Raw genomic sequence first — 22947 nt, forward strand, 5'->3', positions numbered from 1 at the left:
GCGGCCCGCTCAGCAGCGGCCCTTCTTCGCCTGTCCCGGCGGGCAGTGGTAGCCGTCGTCGTGGCCATGGTGCCGGTCGTGGCGCTCGTAGCGATCATCGCGATGGCGCCTGTCGCGGCGTTCCGCACGGCGCCAGTCGCCATCCCTCCAGCGCCAGCCGCCATCGGCGCGCACCCATTGGCCCGGCGCATAGGCGTAGTCCGGACGCGCGGCCACGAAGTAGCCCGGGCGCCAGGCGTAGGCGCGTTCGTTCCATTGCCAGCGTCCCGGCACCCAGACCTGCCCGGAGCGGGGGCGCGGCAGGCTTTCATAGCGCGGGGCAGGCGGGGGCAGCTGGACGATGCCGGGCACGTTGATGTTGACGGACACCTGCGCCAGTGAAGGCAAGGTCGTTGCGGCCATCGTGGCGGCCAGCAGGATGTGCGTGATCCTCATGAGAGTCCCGTTTTGTTATGACTGGACCTTCACAACGCAGCGGGGCGAAAAACGAAGACAGGGATGTCCCTCGACCCAAGCAGCCGGGGGCGGCGTCTGCCGGACTAAGGCGCGGGCCCGGCGACGATGTCTGGCATCTGCGCGGTGCGCGCCTGGATCGTAGCCCGTGGCTGCCGCGCTGTCGGTGCCGCCTCCGCATGCGCGGCGCCCTCGATCACGTCGAGCCTGTACCCGAAGCTGCGCAGCGCCACCAGCATGAAGCCATTGGACGGCCGCAGGTCCAGCTTGGCCCGCACGCGCGACAGGTGCGTGTCGAGCGAGCGCGAATGCACTTCGAAGTCGGCCCCCCAGATCTCTTCGTAGAGGTGCTCCCGCGACAGCAGGCGCCCGATGTTCCGGAAGAGAAACAGCGCCAGGTCGTACTCGCGGTGCCGCAGTTCGACGCGCCGGCCGCGGACCTTGACGGTGCGCCATGCCGGAAGAAACTGGTAGGGCCCGAAGACCAGTTGGGGCTCGTGCAGCGCGGGATAGGAGCGGCGAAGCAGTCCACCGATGCGCGCTTCGAGTTCGGCGCCGGAGATGGGCGCGATCAGGAAATCGTCGGCACCGGCATGAAGGCTCATCGCCATGTCCGCGGCGTCGGCCCTGGGGGTCATGAAAAGAATCGGAAGGCGGTTGGCGGCGGCGCGCCGTATCGTCTTCACCAGCGCCGGGCTGTCGATGCCCGGCAGGCGCCAGTGGAAGATCAACAGATCGAAACGCTGCGCCTGCATCGCCTGCAGGAGCGCGGTTCCGTCCGTGTATTCATGGCACTCGTGTCCGAGGCTCGTTGCGGTGTGACAGACCAGCCGCAGCCGATCCCGCTCGTTGTCGAGTATTGCTATGCGCATTCCATCCCCTTGCTTTCACGCGGCGCCTCGCGGAGCCGTAGCCCATCTTGGACGAAGCAGCGCATGCCGGCAATGCTTTGGCGCGTAAAAGAGAGCAATAGCCGCGCTGAGGCCGCGAATTGGTCGATGTTGTCGACCGTATGGAACGCGATTCCATCGGAGGCCTGGCAAGGCCCTTGCAGGCCTTGCCGCGGCGTCCTCAAAGCTCAGAGCCAGTTGCCGCTCTGCGGCATCTGGACCTTTTCAGCCGGGTCGTCGCTGGTGACGAACGAGCCGATCACGATGCTCAGTAGCGAGATGAAGATGCTCGCGAAGAGCGCGGTCCAGAAGCCCGAGACCCGGAAGCCCTTCACCAGCCCGGCCACCAGCAGGATCATCAGCGCATTGATGACCAGCAGGAAGAGCCCGAAGGTCACCAGCGTCAGCGGCAGCGTGAGCACGATGAGCAGCGGCTTCACGATCGCGTTGGCCAGCCCGAGCAGCAGCGCCGACACCACCAGCGCCCCGGTGCTGTCGAACCTGAGTCCGCGGAACAGGAGGCTGGCCACCCAGAGCGAGACGCCGGTGATGGCCCAGTGGACGAGGAAGGGGGTGATGTTGTTCAGCATGTCGGTGGCGTGTCGGGTGAGGTGTCGGGTGGGGTGTGGCAGCACACGCAGAGTTTGTTGCCGTCCGGATCGCGGAAGCAGGCGCCATGGTAGTCCGCGTGGTGGTGGAGCATCGGTCCTGGCGGACCATCGCAGGTGCCGCCGTCGCAGCTCGCCCATGAGCGCCGTGTAGCGACCGAAGGCGCGCTCGAAGTCGCTCACGCCGACGAAAACATGGGGCAGCACGCGGGTGGGTTCCTTCTTGTTCGGTGAATCCCCGGATCTCTGCGGATTATGGCGATCGATCTTCTGCGGTTACCTTGGGAAACAATGGCTGGCGGCCCGTTAATATCGCCATCTCTCGGTGCCTCTGCATGGGGCCCATCTTCAATGGCCGGACAAGAACAAGGGGCCTGCGCCATATGGCCAATCCGTCGATCGCGAGCTTGACACCGGCACCGGCCTCGGCCGACGAGGCCGAATCGTGGGTGCGCGGCGAACTCATCCGCAGCCTGATGCGCTCCGCGCGCGGCTCCTACATCGTGTCCGCGGCGCTCATGCCGGCCATGGTGGGCCTGAACTGGGCCTACGTGCCGCGCTGGGAGTTGCTCACGTGGCTCCTGGCCGGCTTCATCGCCACGGCCTGCCGCGCCTGGGGGGCGCGCGTCTACGCGGTGCGCTACGCCGGCCGCAGCTCGGTGGCGCAGCAGCAGTTCACCGAACGCTACGGCTTCATCTGGAGCACCAGTGCGGTGGTGTGGGGGCTGTCGATCCTGCTGTTCTTCGAGCGCACGCCGCAGGTCAACCAGTTCATGAGTTGGCTGATCGTGGCCGGGGTGGGCACCTTTCCGCTCAACGGGCTCGCGCTGCATCCGCCGCTGCTCAAGCGCTACGTCAACACGCTGTTCATCACGATGCTGGGCGCGGTGCTGCTGCGCCTGATCACCATCAACCTGCACCAGCCGCAGTTCCAGTACGGCTACCTGATGCCGATCCTGCCGATCCTGCACTGGTTCCTGCTGCTGCGGGCGGGGCGCCACATCCACGAGACAGCGCGCAACAGCCTGGAGCTCTTGTTCCACAACCACATCCTGATCAAGTCGCTCACGCAGCAGCGGCAGGCGGCGGTCTCGGCGGTGGCGATGAAGAACCGGTTCCTGGCCAGCGCCGCGCACGACATGCGCCAGCCGGTGCTCGCACTGTCGCTCTACGCAGACTGGCTGCGCAACGAGCCCGAGCTGGTGCTCGAGCTGGCGCCCAAGATCGTGCGTGCCACGCACGCGGTGAATGCGCTGTTCGATTCGATGTTCGACCTCGCGCGCATCGATTCGGGCCAGGTGCGGCTGCACATCGAGCGCGTCGACATCTCCGAGCTGCTGCACGACCTCGAATTGCAGTACCGCCCAGTGGCCGAAAGCCGCGGCCTGGACTTTCGCGTGCATGTGGCCGAGGGCTCGTTCCTCACCGACCCGATCCGCGTGCGCCGCATGATCGGCAACCTGCTGGCCAACGCCATCAAGTACACGACCGAAGGCGGCGTGCTGCTGGCCGCGCGGCAGACGCGCGACGGCATGCGCGTGGAGGTGTGGGACACGGGCATCGGCATCGCGCCCGAGCACCTGCGCGATGTGTTCCTGGAGTTCTACAAGGTGGCCGACCACGCCGGCACGTCCGACGGCTTCGGCCTCGGCCTGGCCATCGTGGCACGGCTCTCGCACGTGTTGGGGCACCCGATCAGTGTGCGCTCGCGGCTGGGCAGCGGCAGCGTGTTCCGCGTGGCGCTGCACGACGCCGACGAAGCCGTGGCCCAGGCGCGCGTGAGCGCCTCGGGCGGCTGAGCCGAAAAAAAACCGCGCACAAAGGCGCGGGTCCGTTCGAGGAACACCGCGGAACCGGCTCTGCCGGGCCGCAGGTGTTGCCCCCGGTGGGGGGGTGGCGAAGCGACACGAAGTGCGCGCAGCCTGGGGGCGAGCCTGTTCAGCCCGAGAGCAATCCGTTGGTGCGGGCGTAGTGCAGCGCCTGCGTGCGGCTCTTCACTCCGAGCCGACGGAACAGGCGCCACAGGTGAACCTTCACCGTGTGCTCGCTGATTTCCAGGTCGGTCGCAATGTCGCGATTGCTCATGCCCTTGTCGAGCATGGCGATCAGCTGCGTCTGGCGCTTGGAGAGCTTGCTGCTCGCCAGCGGTGGCTCGTCGGCCTCTTCGGAGCCCGCCATCAGCAGGCCGCGCAGGGCGGCTGCCAACTCATTGGAGCTGGCCGACTTCTCGATGTAGGTGTCGGCGCCCGCTTCGATGCAGGCGTCTTCCATGTCCGCGGCCGGTGCCGCCGAATACACGGCGATCGGCACGTTGGGGTAGACCTGCTTGACCGCGATCACGCCCGATACGCCATTCGTGTCCGGAAGCTTCAGGTCCAGGCAAAAGAGGGTAGGCGCGCCACGCTGCTGCACCGAGCTTGCGAGCTTGTCGAGCCGCTCGAGCTCGACGATGTTCTCGGCGGGTCGCAGGCGTCGCAACACCATCACGATCGCGTCGCGCATCAGGGGGTGGTCGTCGATGACATAAATGCTCATGTTTTCTTCCTTTGTGATCGCACCGTCTTCTCTCGTCTCGCTCACCGGCGGATAAGCCGATGGGCCCTTGCCGGTTCAACTGCCATCTGTCGTGGTCGTTGCTTCCGCCAATGCCTCCAGCGCCTCTGTCACGGCGCGTGTTTGTTCTGTGTCGATGGGCTCCAACTGCTCGGCCAACGCGGCCAACGCGGCCAGCGCCGCACCGCGCTCGGCCTGCAAGACCGCGATGGTACGGCCGGCTTCCTGCGGCGAGGCGAATCCACGGCTCTGCAGCAGGGTTTCGCCGCGCGCATCGAGCAGCTTGAAATAGAAAAGTCCGTCGCCGCGCTCGCGGTACTGCTTGAAGCTGGGCTTGGCGACCTTGGCCGCCTTGGCGCTGCCCTTGTCGCGGCCCGCCGCGAGGTTGCGCAGGCCCACCGCGTGGCGCAGACGCGTCATGAAGGGCTGCGACAGCGCGCTGGCCTTCTCCGCGCCGATGAGGAGGATGCGCTCGATCTCCGCCGGCTCGCTCATCAGTGCCTCGTAGCGCTTTCGCAGCGGCGCCACTTCGACTTCGATGCGCTCGAACAGCAGTTGCTTGGCGTCGCCCCAGCCGATGCCGTCGGCGTAGGCCTTGCGCAGCATCTGGGTCTCGTCGGCGTCGGCGAAGGCCTGGTAGATCTGGAAGAGTGCGGAGCCCTCGGTCTCCTTGGGCTCGCCGGGCGCGCGCGAGTCGGTCACGATGCTGGCGATCTGCTTTTGCAGGTAGGCGCGCGACGCGAACAGCGGGATCGTGTTGCCGTAGCTCTTGCTCATCTTGCGGCCGTCCAGGCCGGGCAGGGTGGCGACGGCATCGTCGATCTCGGCCTCGGGCAGCGTGAAGTGCTCGCCGTACTGGTGGTTGAAGCGCTGTGCCATGTCGCGCGCCATCTCTATGTGCTGCACCTGGTCGCGGCCCACGGGCACCTTGTGGGCGTTGAACATCAGGATGTCCGCGCCCATCAGCACCGGGTACATGAAGAGGCCGGCCGTCACGTCGGCGTCGGGGTCCTCGCCCTTGGCGATGTTCTTGTCCAGCTGCGCCTTGTAGGCATGCGCGCGGTTGAGCACGCCCTTGCCGGTGACGCAGGTGAGGAACCAGGTGAGCTCGGGAATCGCGGCGATGTCCGACTGGCGGTAGAAGGTCACGCGCTCCGGGTCGAGCCCGCAGGCCAGCCAGCTCGCGGCGATCTCCAGCGTGGAGCGCTGGATCAGCGCCGGGTCCTGCACCTTGATGAGCGCGTGGTAGTCGGCCAGGAAGAAGAAGCTCTCGACACCGGGCGCGACGCTCTGCCGCACCGAGTGGCGGATCGAGCCGACGTAGTTGCCGAGGTGGGGCGTGCCCGACGGGGTGATCCCGGTCAGGACGCGCAGGGGAGCGGAAGAAGACGAGGCCATGGAACGACAGACTTAGAGCAGCAATGCCTTGAGCGGCGTGATGAGCAGATTGATGACGAAGTAGCCGACGTCCATCAGCGGGCGCAGCCAGAAGGTGCTGACGACACCGGCGAGCACGAGCGCCATCACGATGAAGAACCCATAGGGCTCGATGCGCGCGAGGAAATTCTGTGCGGGCCCGCTGGGCAGCAGCCCGGCCAGCACGCGCCCGCCGTCGAGCGGGGGCAGCGGAAACAGGTTGAAGGCCCACATCACGAGGTTGACCAGCACGCCGCCCTGCGCCATCTTGATGAAAAACGTTTCATCGACGCCGGCCGCGACCAGCGCCACCAGCACGAGCGCCCAGAGGATGGCCTGGATGAAGTTCGACACCGGCCCCGCGAGCGCCACCCAGATCATGTCGCGCTTGGGATGGCGCAGCCGCCCGAAGTTCACCGGCACCGGCTTGGCATAGCCGAAGAGGAACGCGCCCGAGGTCGCGAAGTACAGCATCAACGGCATCAGGATGGTCCCGATGGGGTCGATGTGCTTCATCGGATTGAGGGTGACCCGGCCCATCGACTCGGCGGTGTTGTCGCCGAAGTGGCGAGCCACATAGCCGTGGGCCGCCTCGTGCACGGTAATCGCGAAGATCACGGGCAGTGCGTAGATCAGGACGGTCTGTATGAGATTGGAAATATCCACTGGGCGATTGTGTCAGACGAGCATTAGTTATCGGTTCCAACTTCTTTCTACAGACCGAGCACCGCGAGCGTCCCGCGTCCCTGCCGCACCACGACCGGATCGTCGCCCGTGCCCATGGGCGTGAGGTCCACCACGGTGGTCGGCTGCGACGGGCAGGCGCCCGCATCGATGACCGCGCCGATCTGCTTTTCGAAGCGTTCGCGAATAGTTTGCGCATCGTTCAGCGCCTCGGTTTCGCCGGGCGCGATCAGCGTGGTGGCCAGGAGCGGCGCGCCGTGCAGCGCGAGCAGCTCCAGCAGCACCTTGTGATCGGGTACGCGGAGGCCAATGGTCTTGCGCTGCGGATGGCTCACGCGGCGCGGCACTTCCTTGGTGGCTTCGAGCAGAAAGGTGTAGGGGCCGGGCGTCGCGGCCTTCAGCAAGCGGTATTGTTTGTTGTCGACGCGCGCGTAGTTGGCCAGCTCGCTCAGGTCGCGGCACAAGAGGGTCAGGTGGTGCTTCTCGTCGACCTGGCGGATGCGGCGCAGCTGGTCGACCGCGTCCTTGTCGTCCAGGTGGCAGGCCAGCGCGTAGCTGGAGTCGGTGGGCACCGCCACGATCTCGCCGCGCGCGAGCAGCGTGGCGGCCTGCTTGAGCAATCGCTGCTGCGGGTTCTCGGGGTGGACTTCGAAGTACTGGGCCATAGAGCTGTCTCCTCTGATCAGGATTCCGCCGGTTCGATCGGCACGCGGCGCTCGCGCACCGTGAGCCATGCACCGGCGGCGCCGCAGACCGCGATCATCGAAATGCCGATGAGCGAATAGCGGTCGGGCACTTGGGAAAAAATGAGCCAGCCGCCCAGCATGGCAAAGGCGATCTGCGCATAGAGGTACGGCGTGAGCGTGGAGGCGGGCGCGCGCTGGTAGGCCAGGATCAGGATGAAGTGACCCACAGTGCCCATGAACCCCATGAGGCACAGCAGCGCCCACCACTCCCACGAGGGAAGCGCGGTCCATGCGAAAGGCAGCGCGAGCGACGCGATGAGCGCGCCGACCCAGCCGGTATAGAAATGCATCGTGAGCGGGTTCTCGGTCTGCGCGAGCTTGCTGGTGAGCACCTGGAACCAGGCGTTGGTCAACACCAGGCCGATCGGCAGAAGAATGGCCCAGCTGAACGCATCGCCGCCGGGCCTGAGGATCACCAGCGTGCCGATGAAGCCGCCCGCCACCAGCGCCCAGCGCAGCGGCGAGACGTACTCCTTGAGCGTGGTCGCCGCGAGCAGCGTGATCACCAGCGGCGCGATCAGCACGATCGAGGTGAATTCGGCCAGCGGCATGTAGCGCAGGCTCAGGAAGGCCAGCGTGCTCGACACCAGCAGCAGCGCGCCGCGCAGCAGCTGGTAGCGCGGGTGCCGGGTGCGCAGCAATGCCGTGCCACGCAGCGGCAGCAGCACCGCCGTGGTGGCGACGGCCTGAAACGCATAGCGGAACCACACGCCCATCAGGATCGGCACGCCGGCCGTCGATGCCTTGGTGGCCGTGTCGAGCGTGGCGAAGCAGGCCACCGCAACGATCACCATGCCGATGCCCGCGAGGATGCGTTCGGACTCCTTGCTGCGGCTCATCTGCTGCGCCGCGCGTGCATTCGCCAGCGCAGCGCTGGCCGCGCCGTCGATGCCGGGCCCGGGGCTCTGGCTCACTGCTGGATGCGGTGGCCGAGCAGTTCCCACACCGGCGTCAAGGCGCCAGGCAACGGTGGCAGCTTGCCGAGATCGCAGTGGCTCTCGTCGGGGCTGTGGAAATCGCTGCCGCGGGATGCGGCGAAATCGAACTCGAGCGCCTTGTCGGCGTACTCGACATATTCGGCCGGGGTGTGGCTGCCGGTGACCACCTCGATCGCCTGGCCGCCATGCGCCTTGAACTCGAGGAACAGCGCGTACTCCTCGTTGGCCGAGAACTTGTAGCGGCCCGGGTGCGCGATCACGGCCATGCCCTTGGCGGCGGTGATCCAGTGCACCGCGTCCTTGAGCGACGCCCAGCGGTGCGGCACGTAGCCCGGCTTGCCTTCGGTGAGGAACTTGCGGAACACCTCGGAGGTGTCGCGGCAGTGCCCCTGCTCGACCAGGAAGCGCGCGAAGTGCGTGCGCGAGATGAGTTCGGGATTGCCGACGAATTTGAGAGCGCCCTCATACGCGCCATGGATGCCGACCTTGGCCAGCCCCTCGGACATTTCCTGCGCGCGCTTGCCGCGGCCGCCGCGCGTGTCGTAGAGGCCCTGCGTCATCGCGGCGTCGTCGGGGTCGAAGCCCAGGCCGACGATGTGCACGGTTTCGTTCGCGAAGGTCACCGAGATCTCGGTGCCCGTGAGGTAGCGCATGCCGTTGTCGCGCGCCGCGGCCGCTGCGCGGTGCTGGCCGCCGACCTCGTCGTGGTCGGTGAGGGCCCACAGCTCGACCCCGTTGGCGGCTGCGCGTGCAGCCAGTTCTTCGGGCGTCAATGTGCCGTCGGAGACCACGGAGTGGCAGTGAAGATCGGCATTGAGAATGGAGGACACCCCGCCATTCTAGGGGGTCTGGAACGCTGATGCGGGCGCATGGATGCTATGTGAGACGCTACTAAATAAATAGCATTAACGTGACACGGGATGCGGGCTCGCGAGGTGTGAAGAAACCGTAGCGAGCGCCTTGAGCTCGCAGCGAGGACCGCAACCGTACTCCGTACGGTGAGGACCGCAGGTGCGAGATCGAGGCGCGCAGCAGGTTTATTCGCACCTCGTCAGCGCTTCTTGCGGAATGCCGCCCATGCCGCCACCGCGGTAAAGCTCGCGACGATCGCCACCACGATCCAGAACCCATGCTTGTGCTCGGCCAGAGGAATGCCTCCCACGTTCATGCCGAACAGGCCCGCCAGGATGTTGATCGGCAGCGCCAGCACCGTCACCACCGTCAGCACGAAGAGGCTGCGGTTGTTGTCCTCGTTGACGTTGGCCGCGATCTCTTCCTGCAGGAGCTTGATGCGCTCCTGCAGCGCCTGCATGTCGCGCAGCACCACCGAGAACTCCTCGGTCGAGCCGCGCAACTCCTGCGCATCGGGCTCCGACATCCACGAAGGCGGCCCTTGCAGCAGCCGGAACAGCGCGGCCGGCTCGGGCGCCAGCAGCCGTTGCAGCCGCACCAGCAGGCGCCGCAGCACCCCGAGGCGCGCGCGCTTGTGGTCGAGCCGGCCGGCAAGCAGTTCGTCTTCGATGTGGTCGATGCGCGAGGTGACGCCGCGCACGATCTTCACCAGCACGTCGGCCTGCGCGCGCAAGAGGTGCTCGAGCAGTTCGGTGCTCGAGCGCGGCGCATCGCCCGCCTTCACCGCCGTGCGCAGCGCATCGACCGAGCGCAGCGGCTTCGTGCGCGCCGTGACCACCAGGCGCGGGCCCACGCTGATCCACAGCGTGGAGATATCGGAAGGCTCGAAGCTGAACTCGAAGTGCACGTCGTTGATGACCGCGATCAGCGAGTCGTCCGCGCGCTCGATGCGCGTGGAGGGCAGGCCGTCGTGCAGCGTCTCGTAGAAGGTATCGGAGAGCTTCGCGTGCCGCAGCAGCCAACGCTCGGCCTGCGCGTGGCTCAAATTGAAATGCAGCCACACATACGCGCCACCGCCGTCATCGACAGCAGCGTCTTCGGGCTGCGCGCCGAGCCACGCCGCCGCCTCTGCCGAATCGATGGCGCGCGCGGGCTCGGGCGCCGCGGCGTCGAACAGGTAGCCGCAGATCAGCCCGGCTTCGTCGCCGCCATAGGACTGGGCGGCGAGATCATGGAATGCCGACAAGGTGCGTGATCAGAAAAGACGGGTGAAGAGCCAGTAGAGCGAGCCCGACAGCAGCATGGCCACCGGCAGCGTCAGCACCCAGGCGAGCGCCAGGTTGCGCAGCGTGGACATCTGCAGGCCCGAGCCGCTGGCCGTCATCGTGCCGGCCACGCCGGAGGAGAGCACGTGCGTGGTCGAGACCGGCAGGCCATACATGTCGGCCGCGCCGATGGTGAGCATGGCCACCACTTCGGCCGATGCGCCCTGCGCGTAGCTCAGGTGCGTCTTCCCGATTTTTTCGCCCACGGTGACCACGATGCGCTTCCAGCCGATCATCGTGCCCAGGCCGAGCGCGATGGCCACGGCGATCTTGACCCACAGCGGAATGAAGCGCGTCGCATCGTCCAGCTCCTGGCGGAAGGCGTTGACCCGCAGCTTGGTCTCCTCGTCGAACTTCGCGGCGCCGCTCTTGTCGAGGTGGCGAATGGCCTCGGAGGCCAGGTACATGTCGTTGCGCACGTTGGCGACGGCCTCGGCCGGCACCGCGGCGAGCGAGCCGTGCTCGCGCACCTGCTGGCCGATGCTGCCGGCGGTCGCGGCCAGCGCGGGCAAGACCTTGTCGTTGAACTCGCGGGTGCGCACATAGGTGGAGAGCGCATCGCGCGAAGCCGCCGGCGTTGTCGCCGCCAGTGCGGGCAGCGAGGTCGGCACGCTGCGGTTGAGCGCGTTCTGCGCCATCTCGGCCACGGCCACGAACTTGACCGTCTCGTTGGCGGGCATCGCGCGGTTCAGCGCATAGGCCATCGGCACCGTGCCGACCAGGATCAGCATGATCAGCCCCATGCCCTTCTGTCCATCGTTGGAACCGTGCGCGAACGACACGCCGGTGCAGGTGAGGATCAGCAGACCACGAATCCACCACGGGGGCGGCGTGTTGCCCTTGGGCTCTTCATACAGCGCGCGGTTCTTCACGAAGGCGCGCAGCGCCAGCAGCAGCAGCGCCGCGCAGCCGAAGCCCACCATCGGCGAGAGCAGGAGCGAATAGCCCACTTTGGTGGCCTGCCCCCAGTCGACGCCGCTGGTGCCGTCGCGCCCATGCATGAGCGCGTTGGCAATGCCCACGCCGATGATCGAGCCGATCAGCGTGTGCGACGACGACGCCGGCAGCCCCAGCCACCAGGTGCCCAGGTTCCAGATGATCGCGGCGATCAGGAGCGCGAACACCATCGCGAAGCCCGCGCCCGAGCCCACCTGCAGGATGAGCTCCACCGGCAGCAGCGCGATGATGCCGAAGGCCACCGCGCCGCTGGACGCCAGCACGCCCAGGAAATTGAAGAAGCCCGACCACACCACCGCGAAGTTGGGCGGCAGCGAGTGCGTGTAGATCACCGTGGCCACCGCATTGGCCGTGTCGTGAAAGCCGTTGACGAACTCGAAGCCCAGCGCGATCAGGAGCGCCACGCCCAAAAGAATGTAGGGCACCCAGGTCGTCATGGGCGCGCCCGAGGCCGTGACGTCGCCCACCAGGCTCCACGCCGTGAAGAGCAATCCCGCGGCCAGCAGGCCCACGAAAGTGATCAGCGTGACCGGACCGGGCTTGGCATCGAGCTTGGGCCGGTGCGCCTCTGTGGGCGCGGCCGGCATCTCCGTATTCGGGGCGGCGAGCGTGTTCATGGGCGGTTTTTTTAGGGTGTTGGAGTGGCTGCACATGGTGTTCGCGCCGTGTGACAACGGCGTGTCGGCCTACGAAAAGCCGCCGCCAAACCGTCACGCCGCAGTCATACGGGGCGTGCAGCATGCTTTTTTCTTCCCCCCACTTCCTTCTTCCTCATCATGCTGCCGAGCGCCCTTCCCGACCACGACGACCTGATGCAACGCATCGCCCGCGACCTGATCGACAGCTACGACGAAGAGCTCGAGCTGGAGATCGAAGACCGCAACATCGACGGGCTCGACCCCGCCGCCGTGGTCGCGACCGACAAGGCCGCGCGCCAGGCCTATTTCAAGGAGCTGTTCCGCCTGCAGGGCGAACTGGTCAAGCTGCAGGACTGGGTGCAGCACAGCAAGCAGAAGGTCGTCATCCTGTTCGAAGGCCGCGATGCGGCGGGCAAGGGCGGCGTCATCAAGCGCATCACGCAGCGCCTGAACCCGCGCGTGGCCCGCGTGGCCGCGCTGCCCGCGCCCAACGACCGCGAACGCACACAGTGGTACTTCCAGCGCTATGCCGCGCACCTGCCGGCCGCCGGCGAGATGGTGCTCTTCGACCGCAGCTGGTACAACCGCGCCGGCGTCGAGCGCGTGATGGGTTTTTGCAGCGACGACGAGTACGAGGAGTTCTTTCGCACCGTGCCCGAGTTCGAGAAGATGCTCGTGCGCTCGGGCATCAAGCTCATCAAGTACTGGTTCTCCATCACCGACGACGAGCAGCACATGCGCTTTCTCGGCCGCATCCACGATCCGCTCAAGCAATGGAAGCTGAGCCCCATGGACCTGGAGAGCCGCCGCCGCTGGGAGGAATACACCAAGGCCAAGGAAATCATGCTGGAGCGCACCCACATCCCCGAGGCGCCGTGGTGGGTGGTGCAGGCGGTCGACAAGAAGAAGGCGCGCCTGAACTGCATCAGCCACCTGCTGGGCCAGCTGCCCTACCAGGAAGTGGCGCATGCGCCGGTCGAACTGCCGGCGCGCGTGCGCCATGACGATTACCTGCGCCAGCCGGTGCCCGCCAACATGATCGTTCCGGAGATTTACTAACCCCCAGTCTTCGCGCACTTCGTGTCGCTACGCCAACCCCCTTGCAGGGGGCAACACCAGCGGCCCGGCAAAGCCGGTTCCGCGGTGTTCCTGGATTGAACTCTCGTTTGGCCGCCCGGCGCTTTGCCTTCACACTGCGCCATGGCCCGTCGTTCCACCGCTTCCGTCTTCGCCCGCGCCTACCAGCGCAACCTGAAGGCACTCACGAAGATCACGCTGAGCAACAGCAAGCGCGTGGCGGGCCAGGTGCATCGCGCGACCGCCAAGCGCCTGAAGCCGCCGCCCGGCAAGGGCGACTGGCTCAGCGGCATGGCAATCGGCGCGGGCGGGGCGCGCGGCTATCACCTGTTTCGCCCCGCGGGCCTGCAACTCGAGCCCGGAGAGAAGCTGCCACTCATGGTCATGCTGCACGGCTGCGGCCAGACCGGGCGCGACTTCGCGGCCAGCACGCGCATGAACGCGCTTGCGGCGCGCCAGCGCTTCCTGGTGCTCTACCCCGAGCAGGACCGCCTCGCCCATCCCCAAGGTTGCTGGAACTGGTACGAGCGCCGCTCCGGCAAGGCCGACGCCGAGGCCGCGACGCTGATGGCCGCGGTCGACCAGGCCTGCATGCTCTACCCCGTGGACCGCGAGCGCATCGCGCTGGCCGGACTCTCGGCCGGCGCCAGCATGGCGGCGCTGGTGGCCACGCGCTATCCGCAGCGCTTTCGCGCCGTCGTCATGCATTCGGGCGTGGCGCCCGGCGCCGCGAAATCGTCGGCCACCGCGCTCGGCGCGATGCGCGGCCAGAACGTGCCGCCGATGCCCGTCACCGCGGTCGGCAAGGCGATGGGCGCCGCGGCCGTCTTCGCGACGCTGCCGCCGATGCTCGTGCTGCACGGCGATGCCGATGCGGTGGTCGCGCCCAGCAACGCCGTCAACAGCGCCGCCGTGTGGGCGACGGCCGTGGGCGCGCGGCCCGGGCTGCCGCGCGACGTGCAGCGCGGCAAGCGCCGCCCGATGCGCGTGACCGACTTCAAGCGCAAGGGCCGCACGGTGGTGTCGTTGTGCGAAATCGCGGGGCTCGGGCATGCGTGGAGCGGCGGCGCGTCCAGGCTGCTGTTCAGCGACGCGGCCGGGCCCGATGCCACGCGCATGACCTGGGCCTTTGCGACCACGCAGTTCAGGCACGCGGCCAAGGCGGCCTGAAGAAGCCTTTCAGGCCGCGACGCTTTCGCGCGCCGCCGCGCGCCACGCACCGGGCGCCATGCCCTTCTCGCGCTTGAAGGCCTTGCTGAACGCGGCTTCCGATTCATAGCCCACCGCGCCGGCGATGGTGCCCAGCGCCGCGTTGCCCTGGCCCAGCATGTTGCCGGCCTTGAACATGCGCCACTGCGTGAGGTATTCCAGCGGCGCCTGGCCCACGCGCTCGCGAAAGCGCTGCGCGAAGGCCGAGCGCGACAGGCTCGCGGCGGCGGCCAATGCTTCAACAGTCCAGTCGCGCGCCATGTCCTTGTGCATCGCGCGCAGGGCGGGGCCGATGCGCACGTCGGCCAGTGCGGCCAGCCAGCCCGTCTGCGAATCGCCGGCGGCCGCGACGTGCGCGCGCACCGCCTGCACGAACACGATGTCGGCCAGCCGGCTCACGAGCAGGCCGGAGCCAAGGCCGGGCTCGCCGGTTTCCATCGCGAGCAACTGCAGCGTGCCCTGCAGCGCGAGGGCGCGGGCCTGTTCCATCTTCACGTGCAGCAGAACCGGCAGCAGGTCGAGCAGGGGGCGCGCGGCGCGCTGGTCGAAGTGGAACCAGCCGCAGATCACCGAAGCCGCGGTGCCCGTTCCGCCGAGTTCGACGAGGCCGCCGATGCGGTCGCGAATGACCGATGCGCAGCTCACCGTGGGCGTGTTCGGATGGTCGCGCAGCACGTAGGGCGTGCCGTGCGCCAGCACATAGCAGTCGCCCGCGGCGAGCGCGACGGGCTGGTCCACGCCCTCCACTTCCAGCAGGCAACCGCCGCGCACCACGAGGCCGAAACGCGCGCTCTCGCCGCCGGCCAGGCTCACGCCCCAGGGCGCGCCGGCTTCGAGCCGGGCATACAGGGCGCTGCGCACGCGCATGGCCGCGAAAACGTCGTCGAGCGGGTCCATGAAGGCTCCTGTGGCAGTGGACGAATGGACAAGATTGTCGGCTTTGCAGGCATTCACTGTCCACCACCCGAGGCAGAAACTGCAGTCTCACTCTCTCAGCCCCGGAGCAGACCATGAATGCCAACACCAACTTCGCCGAACTCGCCGACCGCTACGTCGCCCTCTGGAACCTGACGGACGCAGGCGCCCGCCGCGACGCCATCGCCAGCCTCTGGGTGCCGCAGGGCGAGCACTACGTACGCACCCTGCAGGCCAAGGGCTACGAGGCGCTGGTGCAGCGCGTCACCAGCTCGCACGAAAAGAATGTGCGCGACGCCGGCTTCGTCTTTCGCGCCACCGGCGATGCCCAGATGCTGCGCGACACCGTGATGTTCCATTGGCAGATGGTCCCTGCCGCGGGCGGCTCGGTCGCTGCGGTCGGGCTGGAGTTCCTGCTGCTGGCCGAAGACGGCCGCATCGCCATCGACTACCAGTTCATCCTGCCGACGCCCGCCGTCTGATCGCCCGATCGTCCGAAGAACGCCCGGCCATGACCTCGGAGGTCATTGCCGCCAGTTGCCGTCACCCCAACACTCGAGCCCGACATGACCCCTTCCAACCCCGCCGCTTCCACGGCATCGCTTTCTTCCCCGGGCATTCACGGCGCGGTCGCGGCGAAGCCCGGCCCGCTCGCCCTGTGGGTCATGCTCAGCGGCACCTTCCTGGTCGTGCTGGACTTCTTCATCGTCAACGTCGCGCTGCCCTCGATGCAGCGCGAGTTGCTTGCGAGCACAGCGACCTTGCAGCTGGTGGTGGCCGGCTACGGCCTGGCCACGGCCGCGGGCCTCGTCACCGGCGGCCGGCTCGGCGATCTCTTCGGCCGGCGCCGCATGTTCATGCTCGGCCTCTTGCTGTTCACGCTGGCCTCGGCCGCCTGCGGTATCGCGCCGAATGCCGAGTGGCTGGTGGCCGCCCGCGTGCTGCAGGGCCTGGCCGGCGCGCTGCTGCAACCGCAGGTGCTCGCGATGATCGGCCTGGCCTACACCGGCGAAGACCGTGCACGCGCCTTCGCGGCCTACGGGCTCACGCTGGGGCTCGGCGCCACGCTGGGGCAACTGGTGGGCGGGCTGCTGATCCATGCCGACCTGGCGGGGCTGGGCTGGCGCGCGTGCTTTCTCATCAACGTGCCCATCGGCCTCCTGGCATTGGCGCTGGCGCCGCGTGTCATTCCGCCGCTCAGGAACGCAAGCATCAGCAAGCTCGACCTGGTCGGCATGCTGCTCGTTGCAGCAGGCTCCGTCGCGGTGGTGCTGCCGCTGGTGGAAGGGCGCGAGCAAGGCTGGCCGCTGTGGAGCTGGCTGTGCCTGGCGGCCGCGCTGCCGCTCCTGGCCGCCTTCGGGTTCCAGCAGCGCCGTCTTGCCGCGGCAGGCGGCGCGCCGCTGGTGGCGCCCGCGCTGCTCGCGAACCGCCGCTTCGTCATGGGGCTGTTCACCACGCTGGCCTTCTACGTCGGCAACGCGTCGCTGTACTTCGTGCTGGCGCTCTACCTGCAGCAGGGCCTGGCGCTGGGCCCGCTGACTTCGGGCATCGTCTTCACGTCATTGGCGATCGGCTTCTTCGCGACCTCGATGGCCGGCGCGCGCATCGCACGCCGCTTCGGCGGCAAGCCGCCCATCGCGCTCGGCGCGCTCGTGCTGGCCGCGGGGCATGCGCTGCAGTTCGTCAACGTCGCGGGATGGCCCGGCCATGCGCACCTGCTCGCCTGGATGGCGCCCGTGTTGCTGGTGCAGGGCGCGGGCCTCGGCATGGTGATGGCGCCGCTGGTGTCCACCGTGCTGGCCGGGCTGCCGCCGCAGCATGCGGGCGTGGCGTCGGGTGTGGTGTCGATGGTGCAGCAGGCGAGCAACGCGCTGGGGGTCGCGCTGATCGGCATCCTGTTCTATGGGCGGCTCGGCGCTTCGACCGATGGGGCGAACTATGCCGCTGCGTTCGGCGTTGCACTGGTTTATCTGACGGCCTCGGCGCTGCTGGTGGCGGTGCTGTATCGCAGAGTCGTGCGGTAGCGGCTGCCCGGAAGCGTCGAGGTTCCGTCTCTCATCCTCAGGAGCGGGCGGCCGGTCCTTCGACGAACACGTCCGAGTGAAAGTCGCCCGCGTCGAGCCCGCGATGCCGCAGCGCCGCGTCGCGGACTGCGTTCACCATCGCCGGCGAGCCACAGCAATAGAGCTCGTGTCCCTTCAGGTCCGGACAGGTGGCCAGCAACGCTTCGTCGGCACGACCCGCGAAGTCACCGTCACCTGCCGCGCCGTCGTCACTCAGCGCGCTGACAAAGCGCATCTGCGGCCATTGCTTCTGCCAACGCGCGACCGCCGTTCGCAGGTAGATGCCGTCGGCCTGCCGCGCCGCCCAGATCAGCGTGATGGGCCGGTCGATGCGCCGCTTGAGCATGTCGTCCAGGATGGACTTCACCGGCGCGAAGCCGGTGCCGCCCGCCACGAACACCACGGGCCGCGCCTGTTCCTCCTGCAGCGAGAACGCGCCGAAGGGTAGCTCGATGTCGACGAGCTCGCCAGCCGTCAGCCGCGGCACGCGCGCGCTGAACGCGCCGCCCGGCACGTGGCGCACATGCAGCGTGACGGCATCGCTCTCATGCGGCGCGTTGGCCATGGAGTAGCTGCGCGTGCTGCCGTCGGGCAGCGAAAGTTGCAGGTACTGCCCGGCCCTGAACTTGGCGCGTTGCCCCGTGGGCAGGCGCAGCTGCAGCACCGACACGTCGGGCGCGGCCAGTTCGTTGCGGAACACCTTCGCCGTGAAGCGCTTGCGCGCGGCGGGGTCGATGCGGCGCATCGCCGTCGGCGCGATCTCGATGTCGCCGCGCGGCGCGCACATGCAGAACAGCACCTGGTCCGGCAGGCAGGTCTCGTTGGTGAGGGCGCCCGTGCCGATGGCCGCCACCTCGCCGCGAACCACCGCGCCGGCGCAGTTGCCGCAGACGCCCTTGCGGCACGAGTAGGGCAGTTCGATGCCGGCGCGCGCGGCGGCGTCCAGCACGCTTTCATTGCCGGCGCATTCGAAGGCGACGTCGCTGCCCGCGATGGCGATGCGATGGTTCATGGCCGGCCTCCAGACAGCAGCGCGATCGTGCGCAGCAGGGCTTCCGGATCGGCGATGCCGCGCCCCGCGATGTCCATGGCACTGCCGTGCCCGACGCTCGACAGCAGCGCGTCGGCGCCGATGCTGAGCGCACTGGCCGCCTGCGGTGCGAGCAGCTTGACGGGGATGTGGCCCTGGTCGTGCAGCATCGCGACGTAGAGGTCATGACTGCGTTGCGCCAGCAGCATGTCGGCGCCGGCCGGCCCGTCTACGCGGAAGCCTTCGGCGCGCAGCGTCTCGACAGCGGGCACCACGATGGCTGCGTCCTCGGGCCCGAACAGTCCGCCTTCCGACGCATGCGGGTTGATGCCGAACACGCCGATCGACGGATCGGCCACGCCCAGCAGCGCGCAGGCCTTGGCCCCCGCGCGAACGGCATGCGCGACCAGTTCGGGTGTCAACCGGTCGAGCGCGGTGCGCACGCTTTCATGCAGCGTGACATGCACGATGCGCAGCCCGCCGCCCACCAGCAGGAGGAACACGCGGTCTTCGGGCACGCCGCACACGCGGGCGACCAGCGACGGGTAGCCGCTGAACGCGATGCCCGCCTGGTGAATGGCGGTCTCGTGGTGCGGGCAGGCCACCACCGCATCGACCTCGCCGCGCCGGCACGCTTGCAGCGCGGCGGTGGCGGAAGCGACGGCCGAGGCGCCTGCCGCCGCATCGATGCGGCCGGGTACCGCGGCGCTCGCGGGCAGTTCGCCGGCGTTCACGAGCCGCACGTCGCGCAGCAGCGCGGCCATGCCCAGCGCTGCCGCCGTGCGTTCGAACACGCTGGCCGGGCCGTAGAGCGTGAGGCGCGCGCGGTCGGTCTCGGGCAGCGCGGCGAGCGCCTTCAGCGCGATCTCCGGGCCGATGCCGTTCGGGTCGCCGGCAGCCAGCGCGAGTTGGCGAGAGCGGGCCTGCATGGTCACAGCGGCAGCGCGAGCAGCGTGTCGGTCACGGTGCTGTCGCACACGGCCACGCGCGACTGCAGGCGCAGTTGCCCGTCCTGCCGCACGAAGCGGTCCTGGTAGACGCCGGTGGCGAACACCTCGGTCTGCCCCGTGGCCATGATGCGCGCCACGAGGAAGGGCGTGCGCGCCTCCGCGAGTTCGGCGTCCGCGCGCTGCACCAGCGGCATGCCCAGCAGGTGCCGGTAGCGCTGGCGCTCGTAGATGTTGGCTTCGCGCAGCGCGGCGATGCGGTCTTCGAGCATCGCGCGCGAGTCGGCGTAGACGATGCCGGCCGCGAGGCCTTCGCGCTCGTTCTCGATGTGGGTGATGCGGTAGTGGCAGTCTTCGGTGAAGAAGCCGGGCCATTGCTCCAGCGCATCGCTGTCGATGGCATCGGCGTAGGCCGCGTTGAAGGCGCACAGCGCCAGCAGGTCGATCATGTGGGAGTCCTCGTTCTTCGGATGCGGCTCAGGGGCTCAGGCACCCATGTGCTGGCGGTAGGCCTTCCAGAAGCCGCGCACCGAGGCCTCCGTGGCACGGCCTTCGCCGGAGACGGCCGCATCGCCGCCCATCTCGACGACCGCCTCGTGGTCCGCGGCGCCCGCGATGCCGCGCTGCACGAAGCCGCCGACCGCACCGTCTTCCATCGAGATGAAGCCCGCAGGTCCCACGAGGTTCGACTGCTTCAGGCGCACCTTGCGCTGCGCGGGGGTGTCGTCGGCGTAGCCGATGTAGGTCCAGTTCAGTTCGGTGCGCGCGGTGCCCTTGGGCAGCACCTGGCGCACGGCCAGGCAGTTCTGGATCTGCTGCAGCACGAAGCCGGGGAACACCGAGAGGATCTGCAGCGTCACGCCGTCGTCGTACTCCTTGAAGCCGGCCAAGACGCTCGGGTCCTTCAGGCGGTAGCGGTCGTTGTCGGAGCGAAGGGCCTGCTCCTTGTACGAGGCGTCTTTCTCGGCGGCCGCGTCGATCATCGAGAAGCTCACATGGTGGCCGCCGGTCTCGTCCACGATCACGCCGCCTTTCTGCGACAGGCGGTTGAGCTCGAAGGTGGTGAAGAACATGTGCAGGAGGCTCGCGTGGTAGCTGTCCTTGACGTTCTCCACATAGAGCTTCCAGTTGTTGGGCAGCGCCTGCGTGAAGCGGCCGATGACCTCCACCGGCTTGTGCAACACGCGCTCGATGCGCTGGCAGATCTCCTCGCCCAGGTACTCCTCGATCGAGGGCACGTCGTCGCTGAAGCTGCCGAACACCAGGCCCGAGAAGCTCGCGATGCGCAGCTTGCGCGGGCCGTGCGCCTCCTTGCAGAAGCTCGCGGGCATGCCGCCCTGGCCCTTGACGCCCTTCTCGAAGGCCACGCCCGTGAGGTCGCCCTGGCGGTTGTAGCTCCATGCGTGATACACGCACTGGAAGTTGTCGCTGCGGCCCGATTTCTCGAGTGCGATCAGCGCGCCGCGGTGCGCGCAGCGGTTCTCGAAGGCGTAGATCTCGCCGTCGTCGTCGCGCACCACCACCACCGGCGTCTCGCCCGCGAAGGTGGTGCGGTAGCTGCCGGCGTCGGGCAGCTCGGCCTCCAGGCAGAGGTAGTTCCACACCGGGCCGCGGAAGATGCGCACCTGCTCGTCGGCGGCGAGCTGCGCGTCGCTGTACACCGCGAACGGAATGCGCGTGAGGCCGGGGCCGGACCAGTGGACCGGTTGGGGTTGGATGTCGTTGTGCATGAGGGTTCTTCGCTGGGTCGCTTATTCCATGGTGACCTTGGCGGCCTGGATGACCTTGTGCCACTTGGCCGATTCGGCCTGGATGAACTGGCCGGTGCGGGCGCTGTCCCAGCCGCGCGGCTCGGCGCCTTGCTCGGCGAATTTCTGCTTCACATCGGGCAGCGCGAGCGCCGCGGCCATCGCCTTCTGCGTGGCATCGACCGTGGCCGCGGGCGTGCCCGGCGGCGCCACGACCGCGAACCACGTGACCGCGTTCATGGCCGGCAGCTTCTGCTCGGCGAAGGTGGGCACGTTGGGCAGCGCCTTGGAGCGCTGCTCGTCAGCCACCGCGAGGATGCGGACCTTGCCGGTGCGCTCGAACTGCAGCGACGAGGAGACGTTGTCGAAGAACACGTCCACCTGCCCGCCGATGAGATCGACCAGCGCGGGCGCGGTGCCCTTGTAGGGCACGTGCGTCATCTCGGTGCCCGTGAGCTGCATGAAGAGACTGGCCGTCAGGTGCGAGGTGGTGCCGTTGCCCTGCGAGGCGAAGCTCACCTTGCCGGGGTTGGCCTTCAGGTAGGCGATGAACTCGGCCACGTTGTGCACCGGCAGCTTGGGGTTGACCACCAGCACGTTGGGCACGGTGGCCAGCACGGTCACGGGCACCCAGCGCGTCGGGTCGAACGCGAGCTTCTTGTACAGGTGCTGGTTGATGGCGATGGGCGCGGGCGGCGAGGCCAGCAGCGTCTTGCCGTCGGGCTCGGCGCGGTAGACCACGTCGGCGCCGATGTTGCCGCCCGCGCCGGTGCGGTTCTCGACCACCACGCCCGCGGGGTACAAATCGCGCAGCTTGTCGGCCACCACGCGGGGCAGGATGTCGGCGGTGCCGCCGGCGGGAAAGGGCACCACGAGGCGTGCGATCTTGTTGTCGTTCTGTGCGTGGGCCTGCGCCTGGAGCAAGCCTGTCAGGCAAGCGCAGGCCAGCAGCGCAAGCGTGCGCCGGGTGAGTCTCTGGAACATTGGTTGTCTCCGTGTTCTTCGTGCATCGAGGGGATTCCAGTGTCTCTTTGCCAGGGCGTGCGCAACAAGCTAGATTTGCGCAATGCGCAAAAACCAAGCGAGTTCTCCTAGCGAAGAGGCCACACCCGACAAGAATTTCGTGGCCTCGCTGCAAAAGGGCCTCGACGTGCTGATCTGCTTCGGCCGCCAGCACAGCCGCCTCACGGTGTCGGAAGTGGGGCGGCTCACGCAGAGCTCGCCGGCATCGGCGCGCCGCTCGCTGCTCACGCTGCAGACGCTGGGCTACCTCGACAGCGACGGCAAGCGCTTCTGGATGCTCCCGAAGGCGCTGCTGGTGGCGCACGCGTACCTCGCGTCGCGGCCCGCGCCGTCGCTCGCGCAGCCGCTGCTCGATGCGCTGTCGGAGCGCACGCGCGAGTCGGCGTCGCTGGCCATGCTGCAGGGCGACGACGCGATCATCATCGCGCGCTCCACCGCGCGGCGCAGCCTGAGCACGGGGCTGGGCATCGGCTCGCGGCTGCCCGCGTACTGCGCGGCGCTGGGGCGCGTGCTGCTCGCGGGCTTGCCGCCCGATGAAGCGGCGCGACGCGTGCATGCGATGCCGCGCCCGCGCCTGAGCCCGCGCACCGTCACCGATGCGGATGAGGTGCTGGCGCTCGTCGCGCGTTGCCGCGAGGAGGGCTACGCCAGCAACGACGGCGAACTCGAACTGGACGTGCGCTCGATGGCCGTGCCCGTGTTCGACCGCGCGGGCCAGGTCATGGCGGCGATGAGCATCGCCGTGCGCGCCGAGCGCATGACGCTGGCGGAGGTGCGCGAAACCTTCCTGCCGGCGTTGCGCAAGGCCGCCGGCAGCCTGGTGACGCGGCTGCACGCCGCGTGAATCAGGCGTGCGGCGCGCGACTGATCGCGAA

General features: G+C 68.2%; 23 protein-coding genes and 1 pseudogene. 6 read left to right on the forward strand and 18 right to left on the reverse strand.

From position 1 onward, the window contains the following. Positions 1-9: 9 nt before the first annotated feature. The 4 genes and pseudogenes from JC881_RS08415 to JC881_RS32320 all read right to left on the reverse strand — a co-directional run. Entirely contained in the window at positions 10-435 is a 426-nt protein-coding gene (locus tag JC881_RS08415) for a YXWGXW repeat-containing protein (protein ID WP_198785259.1), read from the reverse strand. Positions 436-539: 104 nt separating this feature from the next. After that, positions 540-1325: a response regulator transcription factor gene (locus tag JC881_RS08420; RefSeq protein ID WP_198785260.1), complete on the reverse strand. Its 786-nt coding sequence runs from the start codon at positions 1323-1325 to the stop codon at positions 540-542. 206 nt (positions 1326-1531) lie between these two features. After that, positions 1532-1933 (reverse strand): phage holin family protein, encoded by a 402-nt coding sequence (locus tag JC881_RS08425; protein ID WP_198785261.1) that lies wholly within the window; start codon positions 1931-1933, stop codon positions 1532-1534. After that, positions 1927-2076 (reverse strand): annotated as a pseudogene (locus JC881_RS32320) (VOC family protein); the annotation flags it as partial. The pseudogene JC881_RS32320 and the gene JC881_RS08425, both read right to left, overlap by 7 nt. Positions 2077-2334: 258 nt before the next feature. Between JC881_RS32320 and shkS the strand changes: the two are divergent. Next, positions 2335-3750, forward strand: coding sequence for a surface-behavior sensor histidine kinase ShkS (gene shkS / locus JC881_RS08430; protein ID WP_198785262.1), 1416 nt, complete (start codon positions 2335-2337; stop codon positions 3748-3750). Between the two features lie 139 nt (positions 3751-3889). On the opposite strand, the gene JC881_RS08435 is transcribed toward shkS, so the two are convergent. From JC881_RS08435 to JC881_RS08470, 8 genes are all read right to left on the reverse strand, one after another. Further along, complete coding sequence (locus JC881_RS08435) at positions 3890-4486, reverse strand: LuxR C-terminal-related transcriptional regulator (protein ID WP_013543036.1); 597 nt, start codon at positions 4484-4486, stop codon at positions 3890-3892. Positions 4487-4561: 75 nt separating this feature from the next. Beyond that, positions 4562-5902 (reverse strand): tryptophan--tRNA ligase, encoded by a 1341-nt coding sequence (locus JC881_RS08440; protein ID WP_198785263.1) that lies wholly within the window; start codon positions 5900-5902, stop codon positions 4562-4564. Between the two features lie 12 nt (positions 5903-5914). Continuing rightward, positions 5915-6586: a site-2 protease family protein gene (locus JC881_RS08445; RefSeq protein WP_198785264.1), complete on the reverse strand. Its 672-nt coding sequence runs from the start codon at positions 6584-6586 to the stop codon at positions 5915-5917. A 47-nt stretch (positions 6587-6633) separates the two neighbouring features. Then, a complete protein-coding gene (locus JC881_RS08450) occupies positions 6634-7269 on the reverse strand; it encodes an L-threonylcarbamoyladenylate synthase (RefSeq protein WP_198785265.1) in 636 nt (211 codons plus the stop codon). Positions 7270-7286: 17 nt separating this feature from the next. After that, a complete protein-coding gene (locus tag JC881_RS08455; RefSeq protein ID WP_198785266.1) occupies positions 7287-8264 on the reverse strand; it encodes a DMT family transporter in 978 nt (325 codons plus the stop codon). Further along, positions 8261-9118, reverse strand: coding sequence for a 3',5'-nucleoside bisphosphate phosphatase (locus JC881_RS08460; RefSeq protein ID WP_198785267.1), 858 nt, complete (start codon positions 9116-9118; stop codon positions 8261-8263). The genes JC881_RS08455 and JC881_RS08460 overlap by 4 nt, the downstream gene beginning before the upstream one ends. 221 nt (positions 9119-9339) lie before the next feature. Continuing rightward, positions 9340-10386, reverse strand: a complete 1047-nt coding sequence (locus tag JC881_RS08465; RefSeq protein ID WP_198785268.1) for a transporter — start codon at positions 10384-10386, stop codon at positions 9340-9342. A gap of 9 nt (positions 10387-10395) precedes the next feature. After that, positions 10396-12039, reverse strand: coding sequence for an inorganic phosphate transporter (locus JC881_RS08470; RefSeq protein WP_198785269.1), 1644 nt, complete (start codon positions 12037-12039; stop codon positions 10396-10398). 159 nt (positions 12040-12198) lie between these two features. Between JC881_RS08470 and ppk2 the strand changes: the two genes are divergently transcribed. Continuing rightward, positions 12199-13119 (forward strand): polyphosphate kinase 2, encoded by a 921-nt coding sequence (gene ppk2, locus JC881_RS08475; RefSeq protein WP_198785270.1) that lies wholly within the window; start codon positions 12199-12201, stop codon positions 13117-13119. 141 nt (positions 13120-13260) lie between these two features. Continuing rightward, positions 13261-14307 carry an extracellular catalytic domain type 1 short-chain-length polyhydroxyalkanoate depolymerase gene (locus JC881_RS08480; RefSeq protein WP_198785271.1) on the forward strand — a complete coding sequence of 349 codons (1047 nt, stop codon included), beginning with the start codon at positions 13261-13263 and terminating at the stop codon, positions 14305-14307. Between the two features lie 9 nt (positions 14308-14316). Here the strand turns inward: JC881_RS08480 and JC881_RS08485 are convergent, their stop codons facing one another. Then, a complete protein-coding gene (locus JC881_RS08485; RefSeq protein ID WP_198785272.1) occupies positions 14317-15243 on the reverse strand; it encodes an AraC family transcriptional regulator in 927 nt (308 codons plus the stop codon). A 113-nt stretch (positions 15244-15356) separates the two neighbouring features. Between JC881_RS08485 and JC881_RS08490 the strand changes: the two genes are divergently transcribed. Beyond that, positions 15357-15743 (forward strand): hypothetical protein, encoded by a 387-nt coding sequence (locus JC881_RS08490; RefSeq protein WP_198785273.1) that lies wholly within the window; start codon positions 15357-15359, stop codon positions 15741-15743. Between the two features lie 84 nt (positions 15744-15827). Continuing rightward, positions 15828-17285 (forward strand): MFS transporter, encoded by a 1458-nt coding sequence (locus JC881_RS08495; protein ID WP_198785274.1) that lies wholly within the window; start codon positions 15828-15830, stop codon positions 17283-17285. 37 nt (positions 17286-17322) lie between these two features. Here the strand turns inward: JC881_RS08495 and JC881_RS08500 are convergent, their stop codons facing one another. Genes JC881_RS08500 through JC881_RS08520 form a run of 5 tightly spaced genes read right to left on the reverse strand, consistent with a single transcriptional unit; the run spans position 17323 to position 22033 of the window. Continuing rightward, on the reverse strand, positions 17323-18336 hold the full coding sequence (locus JC881_RS08500; protein ID WP_198785275.1) for an FAD-binding oxidoreductase: 1014 nt from the start codon (positions 18334-18336) through the stop codon (positions 17323-17325). Beyond that, positions 18333-19283: a PdxA family dehydrogenase gene (locus JC881_RS08505; protein WP_198785276.1), complete on the reverse strand. Its 951-nt coding sequence runs from the start codon at positions 19281-19283 to the stop codon at positions 18333-18335. Before JC881_RS08505 ends, JC881_RS08500 begins: the two co-directional genes overlap by 4 nt. Before the next feature lie 2 nt (positions 19284-19285). Then, a complete protein-coding gene (locus JC881_RS08510) occupies positions 19286-19750 on the reverse strand; it encodes an aromatic-ring-hydroxylating dioxygenase subunit beta (protein ID WP_198785277.1) in 465 nt (154 codons plus the stop codon). 36 nt (positions 19751-19786) lie between these two features. Then, a complete protein-coding gene (locus tag JC881_RS08515) occupies positions 19787-21031 on the reverse strand; it encodes an aromatic ring-hydroxylating dioxygenase subunit alpha (RefSeq protein WP_198785278.1) in 1245 nt (414 codons plus the stop codon). Between the two features lie 21 nt (positions 21032-21052). Next, on the reverse strand, positions 21053-22033 hold the full coding sequence (locus JC881_RS08520) for a Bug family tripartite tricarboxylate transporter substrate binding protein (protein WP_198785279.1): 981 nt from the start codon (positions 22031-22033) through the stop codon (positions 21053-21055). A 139-nt stretch (positions 22034-22172) separates the two neighbouring features. On the opposite strand from JC881_RS08520, the gene JC881_RS08525 reads away from it, so the two are divergent. Further along, positions 22173-22916: an IclR family transcriptional regulator domain-containing protein gene (locus JC881_RS08525; protein ID WP_332875205.1), complete on the forward strand. Its 744-nt coding sequence runs from the start codon at positions 22173-22175 to the stop codon at positions 22914-22916. Positions 22917-22947 lie beyond the last annotated feature (31 nt).

This window comes from Variovorax sp. IB41, assembly GCF_016405905.1.
In the GTDB taxonomy this organism is placed as follows: Bacteria; Pseudomonadota; Gammaproteobacteria; order Burkholderiales; family Burkholderiaceae_C; genus Variovorax.